Below are 17,663 nucleotides of genomic sequence, written 5' to 3'. Positions count from 1 at the left end.
GAAAAACCGTAAGACCCGCTCCGCCGGCGATAACGAGGACGCGCCACGGGCAAAGCAGGTCTGCACGGCATAACAAGAAAAACAACAAGGTCCTCATCACCACTCAACATGAGAAAGATTTATTCTTTTCTGCTTACAGTCATGACGATGTTCGTGGCAATAAGCGCAAACGCACAGGAAGGGATTGAGAGTATGAGTGCCGTGGAAAACCCTGCAGGAAAAGCAGCGCCTGACATACAGGTGCCTGTATTCGACACAGGTGCAATGCCTTCGCTTAAAATTGCGGGCAACACGGCTCTCAAGGCAGACCTGTCCCTTGCAGCGCAGAGTAGCAGAGCAAAGCGTGCCTACACGCAAAAGGCTCCGCCAACATCCACAGCCCAACTCAGCGGCGAGTATGTACTGTCATTCAACACGCTCAGCACCTCGAGTTTTGACGGAGGAAGCAGTGTGACAGTAGAACCCGACAACGAAGGCGACAGTATCACCATCAAACGCTTCTGGGCAGGACACGACGTGCGTGCGCATGTAAACACCGCCACGGGCGAGGTGACCATACCGCGACAGTATCTCTATACTGACGCGACATTGGGAAGAATGTTCGTGGGAGTAATCAATGCTGACGGTACGGTGAACAAGACATCACAGATTACCGGTACGGTAGATGCTGACGGAAACTTCGACATTTCTACATGGTGGGCGGTATGGGCAACCGAAGGTACTGTAGCCGACAAGTTCGTAGGAGCATACTACAACCTCAAGATAGAAAGAGGCAACGGAACAATACAGTATACGAACGAAGACGGAGCAAAAAGATACGCCGTGCGCATAGAGCAGACGGCAGCGAACCTGCTTACCGTAAAGAACTTCTTCAATGCCGGACTGCCTGTAGAGTTCGACCTCAACAGGGACCGCACCGCAACGATAAGGTCACAGGTAGCACTGATAAACACCAGCGGAAGCTGGAGCACCATAAAGTGCACGGAATTCAACGAAGCCGGAAATCTGACCAAATACTCACAGACCATAACCACAGACAAGGCGGCAGCAGACAACAACACAACCATTACATGGAGCGACTGGTCGCTGCTCACCACCGGATATTATGCAGGACGCATGCTGACGGGAACACTGACGGCAGACAATGCTTTCTCTTATCCGGAACTGTCGGTATCTGAATTTGAAGGCGAAGGAACTGAGGCGAACCCGTATAAGATATCATCTCTTGACCATCTCATCCTGCTTGCCGACAGGGTAAACCAGGACGACAACTATGTAGGAACGTACTACAACAACACCTATACACGTACATACATAGGCAAGTACTTCGAGATTACCAATGACATTGACATGGGCAACTATCGCTTCGAGGCAATAGGCTCCACATGGAGACAGCGCTTCGCAGGTGTGCTCGACGGAAAAGGACATACCATCAGGGGGCTTAACGTGAACGGAAGCCTTGATAAATATGCCGGACTCTTCGGTATGTGCGACACGGTTTCGGTACTGAAGAACATCGTTCTTGAGAAGCCGGTGATAACGTCTGATTATTACTATGCAGGAAGTCTTGTAAGCTGGACGCTCGGAGACATAGAGAACATAACCGTGAACTCGCCTGAAGTTACCAATACCAGCCGCATAGTGGCTGCAGGAGTTGCAGGTATTGTAAACAGAGCTGACAACTGTCACGTGACAAACGGCGTGATCAGCGGAGCGGGATATGTAGGCGGCGTGGCAGGAGAGGTTCACGGCGGCATATTCAACAGCAGCGCAACCAATACCACGGTATATGCCTACGGAAAGGACTACCCGTCAGGAGGTATAGTTGGTAACCTTTTCAAGTCTGACGGAAAGAACCTTTACTTCACCGGCATGGTACGCTACGACCAATATGTAGAGCAGATTCTCGGTGGCGTGGCAGGAAACCTGTCAATGGGAACACTCGAGAACTCGTTCTTTGCAGGTCAGGTTGTGGGCTACAGTGCCGAGTCAATGGTAGGCGGCGTGGTAGGAAGATTATTCGGAAACGTAAAGAACTGCTACTCGGCAGGCCGTATACACTGCTACTCAAGGAAGACCGGAGGTATCATAGGACAGGTTTACAAATATAGCCCGGATAACGACGGCAACTACATACAGTCCGAAGTGCGCAACTGCTACACATCAGCGTCCGTTGCAGCAGAGACTTACATGTACGACAAGAACGAATGCCGCGAAGTTATCGGTACAATAGAACCGGAGACAACGCCTGTACTGGAGAACGTATACTTCAACAACCAGATTACCAATTTCTATTCTACTCGCTTCGGTGTATCCACTGCCGAACTGACATCGACAACAGGTCCGAAGGGATTTGACGCATCGGTATGGGTATTTACCGAAGGCAACTACCCGCGTATAAAAGGTCTGGAAGAAACAGAAGCGGCTAAATACAGTGCATCTGCCGTAATACCGGACAGCAAGAGCAGTTTCAAGAAACTGTCTTCCGATGCAAGGCTTACTCCGCTCGGCAACACGAAGTTCTACTTTGTAAAAGACAAAAAACTGTACACAAACGGTCACTATGCATCAATCATCGACAACAACAGCATAAAGATAGGCGAAGAGTTCGGTACGGACACGCTGTTCGTGGTAAACGGCAGTGTGCAGGCATATCACACGATAAGCATAGCGCCTATACCGTTTGAAGGTGACGGAACGGCAGAAAGCCCGTATCTCATAAAGACCAAGGCAGACCTTATAGCACTGTCTGAAGCCACAACGACGAAGGGACAGACATTCCCCGAGACATTCTTTGAGATGACCAACGACATAGACCTTGAGTATGACGAGAAGTTCATCGGAATAAACAGCTCGTCGACAGATGCGCACAACCAGTTTGCCGGTTCGTTCGACGGTAAGGGATATGCCATACACAAGATGAAACTGAACTGCATAACATGGACAACAGAGCCTAAAAACGGAGAACCGGGAACACTGGACACCAAAGGCTGCAAATCGTACAACGGTTTTATGGGACGCATCGCAACAGACGGTGTACTGAAAAACCTCACGATAGCGGCGGATGCCGACCTCACGTTATACGGCACATCGGCAGCATTGGTAGGCTATCTTTACGGACGTGTGGAGAACTGTAAGAACTATGCCGACGTACTCGGAGTTTCGTGCTGGGTTGGAGGTATCGCCGGACAGGCACTGAAAGAGAGTCATATCGTAAACTGCTATAACGCCGGAAACATAACTTCAGGATACATGCAGGTTGGCGGTATAACCGGTACGGCATACGGAACTATAGAAAACTGCGTGAACACGGGTGACATCAGAGTAGAGCTTATAGCCACTAACTATAAGAAGAACCTGAACCGTGCCGGAGGCATTACCGGTTCTGCAAGCGGATGTATCATCAAGAACTGTATGAACTACGGTACGGTATATGCAGAGAACGACAATGCCGGCGGCTTGTCCGGTGCACTTGCCGCAACAGCCACTACAGGTGTAGGCAAGGACGACGTGTTTACATCCATAAACGTGGGTACCGTATACTGCGGAAACTCTGCAACAATTGGAGCCATAGGAGGTCTGGCAGGAACAAAGACCTGCAAGGATGTATATTGGGATGCACAGCTAATACCGCTGAAAGCAAACAGCAATGCCGATGCCGAAGGTATGACGGGAGTTGAGACCGATGTGCTTACATCAGGCACTGCACTTGAGAACTTCGATGCATCACTATGGGATTTCACAAAGGGCATGTATCCGGCACTAAAACAATTTGCAAACGAAGAGAAAGTAGCGGCTGCACGTAAGGTGATACTAAGTATTCCTAACGGAAACAACGCCTTTGACCTTCACATAGACGCAACACTGTGCAATGATGCCGAATGGAGCTTGGCAGACGGAACGGTATTCTCGATAGAGGGAAACACACTGAAATCTCCTGCCACGGCAGAGACTGTGCTGACCGACACTCTGTATGCAAAGAACACGGCGGGCGTGATAAAGCCTATACTTATCAAGTCGCTTCCGGCAAACCCATTGTCAGGAGCAGGTACGGAAGCTGACCCGTATATAATAAACAATGCGGAAGAGTGGAATGCACTGGCATCGTATATGTCTGCAACCATGAACGACATGACCGGCATGTACATAAAGGTAGCTGCCGACATAGACTTCAACGGTAAGGATATAAGCAAGCTTGCTGCCGACGGAACAACCGTACTGAACGGTACGCTCGACGGAGACAACCATACCGTGAAAGGACTGGCACTGAAGATGACTGCCAACCAGGCAGGTGCGGCAATTGGTACCATCGGCGCGGAAGGTATGCTGAAGAACATAACGTTCGAAGGTACAATGACATCAGCATATACATACGCGGCAGGAATAGTGGACAAACTGTACGGAAGTCTTGACAATGTTGTAAACGGCATAAACGTAACAACAACCAAGGCTTATGCCGGAGGCGTGGCAGGATATATCTACACCGGCGCCAAGCTGAACAGGGTTGTGAACAAGGGAACGATAAGCGGTTCGGCTACATACGTGGCAGGATTGTCCCCATACGCCCAGGCCGGCGTGACATATACAGACTGCGGCAACGAGGGAAAGATTGTAAACACCGGTACGACCGCCGCATCGTACACGGCAGGACTGATCGGAAACTCGCTGGCATCTACATTCACACGCTGCTACAACAGGGGTGAGTTCGAGATAAAAAACAATACCACGGTTGGAGTGGTAGGTGGTCTGGTGGCAAATGCCGTAGGCTCGAAGGATGCTCCCGACTACATCTTCACGGACTGCCGCAACGAGGCGGACATAACGGCAAGTCACAAGATTGCCGGCTTCGTAGCTGCCACACCGACATCATCAACGGCTGCTGCAAACGCAAGATATACATTCACGGGATGTTACAACACCGGAGACATCAGCGCAATATCGACCAAGGTCGTTTCAAGCGCACCGACTGCCGGCATCATAACATCATATACGGCAGGAACAAGTTTCACAGACTGCCACAATGAGGGCAACATCCTTTCTGAGAAGAATATATATGCAGCAGGAATAGCAGGAAGCTATGTGAATGCAGGCACGGCAGATAATCCGGTGGTGTTCAGCCACTGCAGCAACAGCGGAAACATCGTTGCCGACGGTAACCAAGGCGGAGGCATCGTAGGATATGTGACAACACATGTATACCTCGACAATTGCAGCAACAGCGGAAATATCGAGGGTAACCAGATGGTGGGAGGTATTGCATCGGCATTTGCCGGAACGTCTCCAAAGATGATAAACTGCTACAACACCGGTAATATAACGGCAAAGGCTTACCGTGCAGGCGGACTTATTGCATGGGGTGCCCCGACAAACGGCGTGATCGAGAACTGCTGGAACTCGGGCAACGTGGCATCAACATCGGAGACTGACGGTACAAAAGCTACCGACGCATGCTCGATAGGAGGTCTTGCCGGTGCCAATAGCGGAACGTTCACAAACTGCTACAACACAGGCAAGATAACCGGTAAGTCGCAGGTTGGCGGTCTGGTAGGAACTCCGACAAAAGCCAAGACATCATTCTACAACTGCTACAACGCGGGCAAGATTGTCGCACCGGCGGACACATGCGGCTCGATAGTGGGCATCAGCACGCTGAACAACGGCAAGGTATGGACCGCCGACAACAAGGTTGAGAATACATACTATGTAGACGAGAACACATGCACGAACGATGTTGAAGGACTTGGCACGGCAATATCGCGCAAGGAACTTGCCACGCTCGACATGGGCGAGGGATTTGTATCCGTGGACAACTACTCACTGCCCGTCATAGCGGCATTCGAGAAGAACGACACCGCTCTCTTCCACGCTGCCGAGCTGATACTGTCGGACGGTGACACTTTCGACAATGTCACAAGTGCGTTCCATGTAGGTATTCCGGATGTGGTGACATGGACCTCAAACTGTGCCGACATTGTATTCAACGGCAACACGGCGGACTTCAAGACGGATGTCAATGCAGACGTCATCGTGAAAGCGACAGTAGGAGAGCTGACTAAAGAGTATGCCATAAAGGTTGCATACACCGCAAGCGGCATAAGCGGCATAGTCAACGGCAAGGATATCGTAAAGGCGGTATATTACAATGCGGCGGGAATGCTTGTCGAGCAGCCTGCGGCAGGTGACGGAAGAATGTATATCGTTGTGGTGACACGCTCCGACGGAAGCAAGGAAACAGTGAAGCTTATCAACAAGAAGTAAGCTGATTCTCTGAAACATCAAGTTCCCGAACTTTTCGGATCGGTAAACCCGGTTATCAAGACACCGTGGATTTACAGAGATTTGAAAGGTTCGGGAACTTTATTTATACCGGATACGCCACACATAAGACAAAAGCGTAACGAATGTCAGGCATGTCTATTCGTTACGCTTTATCTATTTGCAATTTATCTATGTGTTTGTCTTAACATCATCGAACAATATCATCAGTACGGTACTTATGATATTTAATGTGAGTTCGACGAATCAGACAAACCACCCCTGCCCCTCCTTTGGAAAAGGAGGGGACGCTGTGCGGACACCTTACATATATATAATATGTATGTTTATATTATACATCACCTTTTTTAATTGAATACCTCCTGCGTGTCCCCTCCTTTTCCAAAGGAGGGGCTGGGATGGTTTGTAATATAATAGGGAATATGAATTCGTCGGACTCACTATTTAACGTGAGTCAGGCGTTTTTTATCACAGCCGGACTTGTATCCGATATTTAAGGACATTGCATGGCATCCTTAAACAGGTGTTACAGATTTCCATAGCATATGCCGGAGATTTCTGTACTATATGCTACAGATTCCTGTACTATATGCTACAGATTTCTCTACTATATGCTACAGATTTCTCTACCATATGCTACAGATTTCTCTACCATATGCTACAGATTTCTCTACCATATGCTACAGATTTCTCTACCATATGCTACAGATTTCTCTACCATATGCTACAGATTTCTATCTCATATGCGTTACGATTCTATCTCATATGCGTTACGATTCTATCTCATATGCGTTACGATTCTATCTCATATGCGTTACATTTCCATCTCATATGCGTTACATTTTCATCTCATATGAGATAGAAACGTAACGCATATGCCGGAGAAACCCGTACAGCATGTTTTAAGTTTTCATACACCGTCCCGGGGTAGTTTGACAAGGAAAATAAATTCGTCAAACTCACATTATTCGCATTTTTATGGAACTATAACAGGGTTCGCATTTGTGTCCTTTTTAATCACTTCACGGCAATCTTGCGTATAGTTGCAGTATTGCCTGCAAAAGTCTTGATGATATATATTCCACGAGGAAGTTCTCCGGTATCTGCCGTATTAATGACATTGCCGTCAAGTGTGTATATCATTGTGCGGGTATCGCTTGCGGTAATGGCATCGACGGCTGTGGGGTCGGTATCGAGAGCCGGCATGAATATCACCTCGCCGAGAGCAGAATTGTCGTTCTTGTGGAACACTACAGTCTCTATACTCTCGCGGTCTTGCGTTGCCACGCTTTTCCAGTGGTTGCCCTGCGCGTATACAGTGTTGCCGGAATTATTATACAAGTCGTATATGGTGCCGCCGAAACCATTGTTAAGAAAGACGTTGAGCCCGGGGTTATAGTCGGCGGCGTTCTTGTTCTCGGTCTTTCCAACGTTGACGTCACGACCTCCGATTATGGTTATGCCCCACAGGTTGCCCTCGATGTAATTTCCGGTTATAATGGTGCTCTGTGTTTTATACGGGTCGTAGATATTGATACCGCTGCCGCCGTTGTTAGGATTTGTCTCATGGTTGTTGTTCACGATGATGTTGTTTTTTATCGTGGCTGTCTGTTCACAATATGTTGCCAGTCCGAAGCGGTTGTCCCTTATCTCGTTGCCCTCGATGAGCGTATTGAGTTCGCCTGTCAGCCCTACAAGGTTTGACACCACAATGCCTCCCACCATATTGTGTGCCGGGTTGCCCGTTATCCGGCAGTTGCGTATCACCACTTGTGCCGCCGTGGTGAGGTTTATCTGCGGAGTGTTCATATTGGCTGTACCGTTGCCTGTCATCGTACAGTTTTCTATCGTAACGGGCGTCATATAATTGGCTGCTCCCCCAATGGCGCTTTTTGCACACTCGGTAAATGTACAGTTTGTTATGCGGAACTCGGCTCCGCTTGTTCCCATATTAAGTGCCGATGAGCCTGATACTGCGTTGTGACGTGTAAATGTGCAGTTGTCTGCCTCGAGACCGAAGGCGCCGAAGTTCTTCAGCCCGGCATATTCAAAGTCGATGTTGGTAAAGTATGTAACACTTTGATCGTTGTCCACGAAAATGCCGTATGGTTTCGACGTGTCGTCGGAAGCGGTGAAAAGAACGCGTTCTCCGGCTCTGAAGTCGGCATCTCCACATATTGTCAGTCTGATGTTGTCGCCCATCATAACCTTTATCCCCTCTTCTATCTTGAACTTGTCGCCTTGTGCTATCTCCACGTTGCCGGTCATTTTGAACGTCTTCGCTTCTGTCTTGACAACTCCCGTCCCTGCTGTCTCTGCCAGCATAGTCATTGTCCACACGGTACCGTTTCCTGTAGTCTTGAAATCACCCGCCATGATGTTGTTCATGGTCACTACTGTAGCAAGGAATGTAAGAATAATCTTTCTCATTTCTGTTCTTTGTTTTAAGTTATCGGATATAATTCGTTTTCGATTGCCGAGGCGCGGCTTATCTTATGCAAAGATAATGCAAACCGAGCGCAATGAAACTTGTTTCAAATTGCCGAGGTGCAGCTTATCTTATGCAAAGATACGCTTTTTATGATGTTTCTAAGACATTGCATACCGTTTATCGGTATAAAATGTTATCTTTGTTTCAACAATTTTCGGGAAGTTATGGATAGAATTAGTTTAATCACAGTATTTATATTCACTCTGTGCATGAACACATACACTGTTTCGGCTGAAAATTCAGAACGTATTGACAGTATTAAAGGTGATACGGCAGAAATACGGTGTGCCACCGTGCCATGGAGTATGGCGGTGGACAATCTGCACGATTGCGATCTGCTGTTCCAATCGTCACGCTCGGCAAATGCCATTACCGATGTCACCCGTGGTGTGGCAGGCATGAACATAGACCATGTAGGTGTGTTTGCCCGACTCGGTGGCAAGCCGTCGGTGATAGAAGCATTACCGGGTCGTGGAGTATGTATAACTCCGATAGACTCGTTTATGGTTCGTGGAGCATCCGGCAGCACCTGCCGACCTGTGGCTGTGGGACGTGTCACAAGCAATCTCGACTTCGATGTGTCTCTTTACCGTGTGTCACGTTTTATCGGAAGCAGATACGACAGTCTATATCTGCCCGATAACAAAGAGATTTATTGCAGTGAACTGGTACAATTGAGTTTTGTAGACAAAGACAAGAACCTTATCTTTGATACCGTTCCCATGACATTCCGGGACGAGACAGGAACCATTCCCGACTATTGGAAACGTTTTTATGCCCGCCACGGTATGCCGGTACCGGAAGGAAAGCCCGGCACCAATCCGGGGGAGATGTCTCGCCGAAAGAATGTAAGGATAGTGATGATTATGAGGTGACAGTCTGCCAAAGTGGCAAACGACTATCACCTACAGAACTGATATAAAGTCCGGAATAAGAATGCTTACACCTCTACACAGAACACTTCAACATCCTTATCGGTACGGGCATTGAAGTATATCTTATCGCCTCTGTGACTGTATATGGGATGCGGATGAGCATCCTGTCCCAACCAGTCGCTCTTGTGCTTGCACAGCGGTATCCATTCTAACTTTCCTTTATCCCAATCGGGAACAACACGCGAGATGTATTCACCGTCTTTCTTGTGAGGGTCGGGACCGTTGTCGGTGCTGTTTTCCCGTACCGGCTTTTGTTCATCCGTGAATTTGAAATATCCGTCACAGCAAAGTATTTGGTTGTGATCCATTGTGAAATGTCCGTATGCGTTGTACTCTTCGGGCAAGGCTATCTCCCAATATCGGTGTGTGGACAGTTCATAACGTCCAACCATGGCAGGTCCGTCGGCATATCCGCCATGGTATATTATGAAATTGCCGTCGTCACTCCACATCTCGTGGCATACCCAATCGGCGGCACGGCGAGGATATCCGCATGTATCGCCAAGGGTGTCTTCGCCCTCGGTGCGAACGCGCGTAACCTCGTCGGTGGCATGATTGTAAAGCCAGATGCGGCGAATGCCACAGTCAAAGCTGCTCCACTCGTGGTTGAACATTATAATATCGGGGTTAACGGGGTTAAACTGCACGTGGGTAATCCAGCATTTGGGCACACGTTTCTCATAGAGCCGCTCGCCCGTTGCCGTATCATAAACGCAGAGATAACTGCTGAGATTTTCCTCCTGCACGCGTCCGTCGATATCATATACGGGACGTTTGTCAAGTCCGGAGCCTTCGGTATCGGGATCGAAGTCAAGGCAACGCCCGTCTGTCATGGGCACGCAAAGCAACTTGCCGTCGTCACTGACATGTGTAAAGGCTGTCATGCGGTGGTCGGGAACGATGTTCAATACGGTAATCTTGCCGTCGGGTTCTGCCTTGCAAATCTTGTCGTCTTGTATGAAATATATTATGTCGCGGTGTGGGTCGAGGCATACGCTCGCCTTACCGAGTCCCTTGTCTTGCACGCCGGCAAAATATACATAGCTTTTAAGTATGCCGCCGGTATTGGCTGTTATCATACGCTCATCACCGGTATGCAGGTCGCGCATCCACACGTTGGGATGTCCGTCACGATCGCTTATCATATACAATCTTCTGTCATCAATACTAAGTGACGAGCAGGTGAAATAAAGCAACTGGGTGTCAAAATGTCCGCATTCTCTGCATCCTGATACAAGAGTGCGTTTTTTACTTGTCTGTTCTCCATATATGTATTATCGGTTATCGTATTTATAGCCTTATTGTGAAACCACCGAAAGTAAAGCATACACATGTATACTTATAACCAACGGACATATCCACAGGCGGCAGTCAAAGTTAATACTTTTTTGCCAATATCATAATATATGGTGCATAAAAACATTTCAATGTATATATAAAAAACAATGATGATACATCAAAAAGATGCGGAGGGAAGAAGATAAAGGGAGATATGAGAAAGATAAAGGAAGATAAAAGACGTATGTTTTGTCGCTTCATATACTGCTATTGCCTTTATCTTCCGTGGCGCAAGCCACATAACTTCTCAGAACCTCTCTTAACTTCGTATTAAAAAAACGGGACTGTGTCGGTTTTGACACAGCCCCGTATATCATTATCCTATTTAGAGGATACTTATTCAGCCTTAGGAGCCTCTTCTGCAGCAACAGTCTCTTCTGCAACAGGAGCTTCTGTTGTCTCAGCCTTCGTTGACTTGCGGCTACGACGTGTCTTCTTGGCAGCAGCCTTCGGAGTCTTAGCCATGTTCTCATCATAGTCAACAAGCTCGATGAAAGCCATTTCGGCAGCATCTCCCTGACGGGTACCAAGCTTGATTATACGTGTATATCCTCCCGGACGATCTGCAACCTTTACTGAGATTTCTTTAAACAGCTCGGTAACAGCGTATTTGTTCTGCAAATAACGGAAAACAACACGACGTGAGGTCGTTGTGTCATTCTTAGAACGTGTTATCAGAGGCTCTACATACTTCTTCAAGGCTTTGGCCTTAGCAAGAGTCGTAGTGATTCTTTTGTGCATAATCAGCGAAATTGCCATATTTGCAAGCATGGCCTTACGGTGAGATGCAGTACGACTCAAATGATTGAATTTCTTATTGTGTCTCATTTTGTTTTTTACTTTAATGGATTTCAGAAAAGCAATCGTGAATATCTCGTTCGTATCGAACGGCATTACACGACTGCCCGTCCGTTATTATTCCTTATCCAATTTATACTTTGAAATATCTGTTCCAAACGAAAGATTCAGACTCTCGAGCAAATCATCAAGCTCTGAAAGCGATTTCTTACCGAAGTTACGGAACTTAAGAAGGTCTGTTTTATTGTACTGTACGAGATCACCAAGGGTCTCGACATCTGCTGCCTTAAGACAGTTGAGGGCACGGACACTGAGGTTCATGTCAACAAGACGTGTCTTAAGCAACTGACGCATGTGCAGCACTTCTTCATCAAACTCCTGATTGCCGTCAACATCATTGCTCTCCAAAGTAATCTTCTCATCAGAGAAAAGCATGAAGTGATAGATAAGGATTTTTGCAGCTTCTTTCAGTGCGTCCTTCGGGTGAATGGAACCATCGGTTGTAACTTCAAGTATGAGTTTGTCATAGTCGGTCTTCTGTTCGACGCGATATGGCTCAACAGCATACTTTACGTTACGGATAGGTGTGTAAATAGAATCGATTGGAATTACGTTGACATCAGTGCAGAACTCACGATTTTCATCGGCCGTAACATAGCCGCGACCTTTGTTTATGGTAAAATCTATCTGCATTGAAGCTTTGGCATCTAAATGACATATCACCAAATCAGGGTTTAACACTTCAAATCCAGTCAGATACTTACCTATGTCGCCTGCCTTGAATTCTGTTGAATTTTCTACAGTGACACTAACTTTCTCGTTCTCGAATTCTTCTACTACTTGCTTGAATCTTACTTGCTTCAAATTCAAGATAATGTTGGTAACATCCTCTTTTACACCAGGCACAGAGGAAAACTCATGCTCAACACCTGCAATCTTTATAGTGTTGATGGCATAGCCCTCTAATGATGAAAGGAGTATGCGGCGCAAGGCATTACCAATAGTAACACCAAAGCCTGGCTCTAAAGGACGGAATTCGAACTTGCCGAATTTGTCATTAGCCTCCAGCATTACAACTTTATCAGGTTTTTGAAATGCTAATATCGCCATTAATTTAATGATTATTTAGAGTACAACTCAACGATTAACTGTTCCTTTATATTCTCCGGAATATCTGCACGTTCCGGCTTGTGGAGAAGTTTTCCACTCTTTGTGGCATTGTCCCACTCTATCCAAGGATACTTAGTGTGGTTGAAACCTGCCAAAGCTGCCTCGATAACTTCAAGAGACTTTGCCTTCTCACGTACACCGACAACCTGACCGGGCTTAACAGAATAAGAAGGAATGTTTACAACCTGACCGTCAACAACGATATGCTTGTGGCCTACCAACTGGCGTGCAGCCGCACGTGTGGGAGCTATACCAAGACGGAATACAACGTTGTCAAGACGGCACTCGAGATTCTGCAGCAGAACTTCACCGGTAATGCCGTCAGCCTTTGCTGCTTTCTCGAACATATTGCGGAACTGACGTTCCAATACGCCGTAAGTGTATTTAGCTTTCTGCTTCTCTGCCAACATGACACCGTACTCAGACATCTTTCTGCGACGGTTGTTGCCATGCTGTCCAGGAGGGAAGTTTCTCCTAGACAAAACTTTGTCTGCGCCGAAGATAGCTTCTCCAAAACGGCGCGCAATTTTTGATTTCGGTCCAATATATTTAGCCATAATTAAAAATATCTTTAATGTTCTTGTTAAGTCTCTAAGGTCTTTCGACCTTAAAGACTGTAAGTTTATTATACACGACGACGCTTCGGAGGACGACATCCGTTGTGCGGCAGCGGAGTAACATCAACAATTTCTGTCACTTCTATACCTGCACCATGTACGGCACGGATAGCCGACTCACGTCCGTTACCCGGTCCCTTAACGTATGCCTTTACTTTACGCAGTCCTAACTCAAAAGCAACCTTGGCACAGTCTTCTGCTGCCATCTGTGCTGCATAAGGAGTATTCTTCTTCGAACCACGGAAGCCCATCTTTCCTGCTGAAGACCAAGAGATAATTTGTCCCTCGCTATTAGCCAAAGATACTATAATGTTGTTGAAAGAGCTGTGCACATGAAGTTGTCCCATTGCATCAACCTTTACATTTCTCTTCTTTGCGACTGTTTTCTTTGCCATAACTCTAATTATTATTTAGTAGCCTTTTTCTTATTAGCAACAGTCTTCTTCTTACCTTTGCGAGTACGAGCATTATTCTTTGTACTCTGACCGCGAACAGGAAGACCATTACGATGTCTAACTCCACGATAGCAACCAATATCCATCAGTCGCTTGATATTCATCTGGATCTCTGAACGGAGATCACCTTCAACTTTGAATTCAGCGCCGATAATTTCACGGATTTTAGCTGCCTGATCATCAGTCCACTCGTTGACTTTCAAGTCACGGCTAACGCCAGCCTTGTCCAATATCTTTGCTGAACTACTTCGACCTATACCATAGATATAAGTCAATGCGATTTCGCCACGCTTGTTCTGGGGCAAATCTACTCCAACAATTCTTATTGCCATTGTTAATTAAATAAATTGATAAAATTAATTGTTTGTTTTCTTTTTAACCGGAATAAAGCAAAAGCTTATTTCCAAATCAAATTAGCCCTGACGCAATTTGTACTTAGGGTTTTTCTTGTTGATCACGAACAGACGACCTTTACGACGAACTATCTTACAGTCGGGTGTGCGCTTCTTTAATGATGCTCTTGTCTTCATATTTCTCTAATAGTTTTATTTGTATCTAAATACTATTCTGCCTTTTGTCAGATCGTAAGGACTCATCTCTACTTTCACTTTGTCACCCGGCAGAATTTTTATATAGTGCATCCTCATCTTACCAGATATATGCGCTATAATTTGTACTCCATTCTCAAGTTCTACACGGAACATCGCATTTGAAAGCGACTCTACGATCGTACCATCTTGTTCTATCGCGGACTGTTTTGCCATAATTAATTTCTTGTTTGTTCTAAATGCTCTATTTCTTCAAATGAGGAAAGTATTTCAGATCTACCCCTGCGTATCACAATGGTATGTTCAAAGTGGGCGGCAGGCTTTCCGTCTGTAGTTCTTATTGTCCACCTGTCAGGCATCATGTATATCTTACGATCACCCATAGTTATCATTGGTTCTATGGCTATACACATTCCTGCCTTGAGCATTATACCGTTTCCACGATGACCATAATTAGGTACTTTTGGTTCCTCATGCATAGACTTTCCTATACCATGACCGGTAAGTTCTCTCACTACACCATAGCCTTCTTCTTCACAATGTTCTTGTATAGAACTTCCTATATCACCAAGATGCTTTCCAGCTGTAGCGTTCTCTATCCCCTTGTAAAGTGCTTCCTTTGTTGTTTTCAACAAATTCCTCGTATCAGGAGCAACCTCACCTACACAAAACGTATAGCAAGAATCGCCGTTAAATCCTTCAAGCAATGCACCGCAATCAACGGAAATGATATCACCGTCTTTCAAGATTGTCTTGTCATCCGGAATACCGTGAACTACTACATCATTTACAGATGTACAGAGACTTGCCGGAAATGGCTCTCCAAATGGATTGGGATAGTTCTTGAATGTTGGAACAGCTCCATTATCTCGAATATATTCTTCCGCAATTTTATCCAGTTGGAGAGTCGTTACACCTGGTTTTATATGCTTGGCTACTTCTACTAATGTTTTACTCACCAGTTGATTTGCCTTACGCATCAAATCTATCTCATCCTCTGTTTTCAGAAATATCTTCATCTACAAAGAATACTAATATGCAGAAACTCCGCTCTTGTTTCCACGGACACGACCTGAATTCAAAAGACCGTCATAATGACGCATCAGCAAATGACTCTCTATCTGCTGGAGTGTATCAATAACAACTCCGACAAGAATCAAAAGAGATGTGCCTCCGAAGAACTGGGAGAACGCTTCCTGAACATTCAGCAGACTGGCAAGAGAAGGCATTATCGCAATGAAAGCGATAAACAATGATCCGGGACCGGTAATACGAGACATAACTGTATCTATATAATCAGCCGTATCTTTACCTGGTTTAATACCGGGAATAAAACCATTGTTACGCTTCATATCCTCTGCCATCTGAGTTGGATTAAGAGTTATAGCTGTATAAAAATATGTAAATGCTATAATCAAAAAAGCAAATATAAAATTATACAAGAAACTTCTATGATCCATTAATGAACGGAGGAATTCTCCATTTGCATTACCAGAATACTGCACAATAGTCAGAGGTATAAACATAAGAGCCTGTGCAAAAATGATAGGCATCACATTTGCAGCAAACAACTTCAATGGCACATACTGACGCGCACCGCCATACTGTTTGTTACCAACAATACGCTTTGCATATTGTACAGGTATCTTACGAGTACCTTGCACCAAAAGTATTGCTGCACATACTACTGCATAAAGAATGAGAATTTCAACGATAAACATAACCAAGCCACCACCTGTAATAGCAGTGAATCTAGAAGTTATCTCTTGAATGAATGCCTGTGGCAAACGGGCTATGATACCAATCATAATAATGATAGAAATACCATTTCCTATTCCTTTGTCAGTAATACGTTCACCTAACCAAAGTACAAACATACTGCCGGCAGCCAAGATGATTGTGGCAAGAAACATAAACGCAGACCAGTCTATGCCTGACGCCAATGCTCCATATGCCTGCATCTTAAGATTCATCAGGTATGAGGGCGCCTGAAACAATAAAATTGCAACAGTCAAAACCCTCGTATACCAATTTATCTTCTTACGCCCACTTTCACCTTCACGCTGCATCTTCTGAAAATAAGGTACAGCAACGGCAAGAAGTTGCATGACAATAGAAGCTGAGATGTAAGGCATAATTCCTAATGCAAAGATAGACGCATTGGAAAATGCACCACCGGAGAACATGTCTAACAGCGACATAAGACCACCGCTAGTCTGTGACTGTAGTTTTTCCAACATGGCAGGATTGATACCCGGAAGTACCACAAACGAGCCAAAACGATAGATCGCTACAAACAAGATGGTGATAAGGATACGCGTACGCAAATCCTCAATACGCCAACAATTCTTCAGTGTCTCAATAAACTTTTTCATTTACTTAGATTATAGTTGTGTTACCGCCAACTGCCTTTATTGCCTCTTCAGCAGTCTTAGAGAAAGCATTAGCTTCTACGTCGAGTTTTACAGTAAGCTCACCAGTACCCAATACTTTAACAAGTTCATTACCGTTTGTAAGACCGGCATCCTTAAGCTCCTGAATACCTATCTTGGTAAGACTTCTTGTCTCTGCAAGTTTCTGCAATGTGGAAATATTTACTGCAAAATACTCTTTGTGATTGATATTCTTAAAACCAGACTTCGGGACACGACGCTGCAAAGGCATCTGACCACCCTCAAATCCAATTTTTCTCTTATAACCAGAACGTGCCTTTGCACCTTTATGACCACGTGTAGAAGTTCCACCCAGTCCTGATCCCGGACCACGACCGATACGACGGCGTGAATGTGTAGAGCCTTCAGCTGGCTTTAAATTATTTAGTTTCATAAATCGATTCTATTAAAATGTGATGATTAATTATTCAACAACAGTTACCAAATGATGAACCTTTCTTATCATACCACGGACACTAGGATTATCCTCAAGTTCTACAACTTGAGAGATCTTGCGCAGACCTAATGTTGTAAGTGTACGCTTCTGATCAATAGGAGCACCTATCTTACTTTTAATCTGTTTGATTTTTATTGTTGCCATTT

15 protein-coding genes are annotated in these 17,663 nt (G+C 45.7%); 2 read left to right on the top strand and 13 right to left on the bottom strand.

Features of this window, described 5'->3' with window-relative positions; all coding sequences use genetic code 11:
- Nucleotides 1–108 precede the first annotated feature (108 nt).
- The gene (locus HPS54_RS01310) at nucleotides 109–6,258 is read left to right on the top strand and encodes a GLUG motif-containing protein (protein ID WP_172343684.1); all 6,150 of its coding nucleotides are present in this window, start codon (nucleotides 109–111) and stop codon (nucleotides 6,256–6,258) included.
- Between the two features lie 1,035 nt (nucleotides 6,259–7,293).
- On the opposite strand, the gene HPS54_RS01305 is transcribed toward HPS54_RS01310, so the two are convergent.
- A complete protein-coding gene (locus HPS54_RS01305; RefSeq protein WP_172343683.1) occupies nucleotides 7,294–8,706 on the bottom strand; it encodes a right-handed parallel beta-helix repeat-containing protein in 1,413 nt (470 codons plus the stop codon).
- A gap of 225 nt (nucleotides 8,707–8,931) precedes the next feature.
- On the opposite strand from HPS54_RS01305, the gene HPS54_RS01300 reads away from it, so the two are divergent.
- On the top strand, nucleotides 8,932–9,642 hold the full coding sequence (locus HPS54_RS01300) for a YiiX/YebB-like N1pC/P60 family cysteine hydrolase (protein WP_172343682.1): 711 nt from the start codon (nucleotides 8,932–8,934) through the stop codon (nucleotides 9,640–9,642).
- A gap of 65 nt (nucleotides 9,643–9,707) precedes the next feature.
- On the opposite strand, the gene HPS54_RS01295 is transcribed toward HPS54_RS01300, so the two are convergent.
- The 12 genes from HPS54_RS01295 to rpmD all read right to left on the bottom strand — a co-directional run bounded on the left by HPS54_RS01295 (nucleotide 9,708) and on the right by rpmD (nucleotide 17,661).
- A complete protein-coding gene (locus tag HPS54_RS01295; RefSeq protein WP_216653010.1) occupies nucleotides 9,708–10,847 on the bottom strand; it encodes a hypothetical protein in 1,140 nt (379 codons plus the stop codon).
- A gap of 529 nt (nucleotides 10,848–11,376) precedes the next feature.
- Entirely contained in the window at nucleotides 11,377–11,868 is a 492-nt protein-coding gene (gene rplQ, locus HPS54_RS01290; RefSeq protein ID WP_172343681.1) for a 50S ribosomal protein L17, read from the bottom strand.
- 87 nt (nucleotides 11,869–11,955) lie between these two features.
- On the bottom strand, nucleotides 11,956–12,948 hold the full coding sequence (locus tag HPS54_RS01285) for a DNA-directed RNA polymerase subunit alpha (protein WP_172343680.1): 993 nt from the start codon (nucleotides 12,946–12,948) through the stop codon (nucleotides 11,956–11,958).
- 11 nt (nucleotides 12,949–12,959) lie between these two features.
- Nucleotides 12,960–13,565 carry a 30S ribosomal protein S4 gene (rpsD, locus tag HPS54_RS01280; protein WP_172343679.1) on the bottom strand — a complete coding sequence of 202 codons (606 nt, stop codon included), beginning with the start codon at nucleotides 13,563–13,565 and terminating at the stop codon, nucleotides 12,960–12,962.
- A 68-nt stretch (nucleotides 13,566–13,633) separates the two neighbouring features.
- Nucleotides 13,634–14,020: a 30S ribosomal protein S11 gene (rpsK, locus tag HPS54_RS01275; RefSeq protein ID WP_172343678.1), complete on the bottom strand. Its 387-nt coding sequence runs from the start codon at nucleotides 14,018–14,020 to the stop codon at nucleotides 13,634–13,636.
- Between the two features lie 11 nt (nucleotides 14,021–14,031).
- A complete protein-coding gene (rpsM, locus tag HPS54_RS01270) occupies nucleotides 14,032–14,412 on the bottom strand; it encodes a 30S ribosomal protein S13 (protein WP_094401291.1) in 381 nt (126 codons plus the stop codon).
- 81 nt (nucleotides 14,413–14,493) lie between these two features.
- Nucleotides 14,494–14,610: a 50S ribosomal protein L36 gene (rpmJ, locus tag HPS54_RS01265; RefSeq protein ID WP_006950529.1), complete on the bottom strand. Its 117-nt coding sequence runs from the start codon at nucleotides 14,608–14,610 to the stop codon at nucleotides 14,494–14,496.
- A 15-nt stretch (nucleotides 14,611–14,625) separates the two neighbouring features.
- Nucleotides 14,626–14,844, bottom strand: coding sequence for a translation initiation factor IF-1 (infA, locus tag HPS54_RS01260; RefSeq protein ID WP_004341775.1), 219 nt, complete (start codon nucleotides 14,842–14,844; stop codon nucleotides 14,626–14,628).
- A gap of 2 nt (nucleotides 14,845–14,846) precedes the next feature.
- Nucleotides 14,847–15,647: a type I methionyl aminopeptidase gene (gene map, locus HPS54_RS01255; RefSeq protein WP_172343677.1), complete on the bottom strand. Its 801-nt coding sequence runs from the start codon at nucleotides 15,645–15,647 to the stop codon at nucleotides 14,847–14,849.
- 12 nt (nucleotides 15,648–15,659) lie between these two features.
- The gene (gene secY / locus HPS54_RS01250) at nucleotides 15,660–17,003 is read right to left on the bottom strand and encodes a preprotein translocase subunit SecY (protein WP_172343676.1); all 1,344 of its coding nucleotides are present in this window, start codon (nucleotides 17,001–17,003) and stop codon (nucleotides 15,660–15,662) included.
- A 4-nt stretch (nucleotides 17,004–17,007) separates the two neighbouring features.
- Entirely contained in the window at nucleotides 17,008–17,454 is a 447-nt protein-coding gene (gene rplO, locus HPS54_RS01245; RefSeq protein ID WP_172343675.1) for a 50S ribosomal protein L15, read from the bottom strand.
- Between the two features lie 30 nt (nucleotides 17,455–17,484).
- The gene (gene rpmD / locus HPS54_RS01240; RefSeq protein ID WP_172343674.1) at nucleotides 17,485–17,661 is read right to left on the bottom strand and encodes a 50S ribosomal protein L30; all 177 of its coding nucleotides are present in this window, start codon (nucleotides 17,659–17,661) and stop codon (nucleotides 17,485–17,487) included.
- Nucleotides 17,662–17,663: the final 2 nt, after the last annotated feature.

This window comes from Xylanibacter caecicola (assembly GCF_013166515.1).
GTDB lineage: Bacteria > Bacteroidota > Bacteroidia > Bacteroidales > Bacteroidaceae > Prevotella > Prevotella caecicola.
Note: the sequence above shows the minus strand (reverse complement) of the source record. Positions and strands in the feature narration are given on the sequence as shown.

Coding starts and splice junctions, on each gene's coding strand:
- rpsD (WP_172343679.1), bottom strand. CDS start 13,565: ATGGCTAAATATATTGGACCGAAATCAAAAATTGCGCGCCGTTTTGGA.
- rplQ (WP_172343681.1), bottom strand. CDS start 11,868: ATGAGACACAATAAGAAATTCAATCATTTGAGTCGTACTGCATCTCAC.
- rplO (WP_172343675.1), bottom strand. CDS start 17,454: ATGAAACTAAATAATTTAAAGCCAGCTGAAGGCTCTACACATTCACGC.
- secY (WP_172343676.1), bottom strand. CDS start 17,003: ATGAAAAAGTTTATTGAGACACTGAAGAATTGTTGGCGTATTGAGGAT.
- rpsM (WP_094401291.1), bottom strand. CDS start 14,412: ATGGCAATAAGAATTGTTGGAGTAGATTTGCCCCAGAACAAGCGTGGC.
- HPS54_RS01305 (WP_172343683.1), bottom strand. CDS start 8,706: ATGAGAAAGATTATTCTTACATTCCTTGCTACAGTAGTGACCATGAAC.
- HPS54_RS01285 (WP_172343680.1), bottom strand. CDS start 12,948: ATGGCGATATTAGCATTTCAAAAACCTGATAAAGTTGTAATGCTGGAG.
- HPS54_RS01295 (WP_216653010.1), bottom strand. CDS start 10,847: ATGATAAGCGATCGTGACGGACATCCCAACGTGTGGATGCGCGACCTG.
- HPS54_RS01300 (WP_172343682.1), top strand. CDS start 8,932: ATGGATAGAATTAGTTTAATCACAGTATTTATATTCACTCTGTGCATG.
- HPS54_RS01310 (WP_172343684.1), top strand. CDS start 109: ATGAGAAAGATTTATTCTTTTCTGCTTACAGTCATGACGATGTTCGTG.
- rpmD (WP_172343674.1), bottom strand. CDS start 17,661: ATGGCAACAATAAAAATCAAACAGATTAAAAGTAAGATAGGTGCTCCT.
- map (WP_172343677.1), bottom strand. CDS start 15,647: ATGAAGATATTTCTGAAAACAGAGGATGAGATAGATTTGATGCGTAAG.
- infA (WP_004341775.1), bottom strand. CDS start 14,844: ATGGCAAAACAGTCCGCGATAGAACAAGATGGTACGATCGTAGAGTCG.
- rpmJ (WP_006950529.1), bottom strand. CDS start 14,610: ATGAAGACAAGAGCATCATTAAAGAAGCGCACACCCGACTGTAAGATA.
- rpsK (WP_172343678.1), bottom strand. CDS start 14,020: ATGGCAAAGAAAACAGTCGCAAAGAAGAGAAATGTAAAGGTTGATGCA.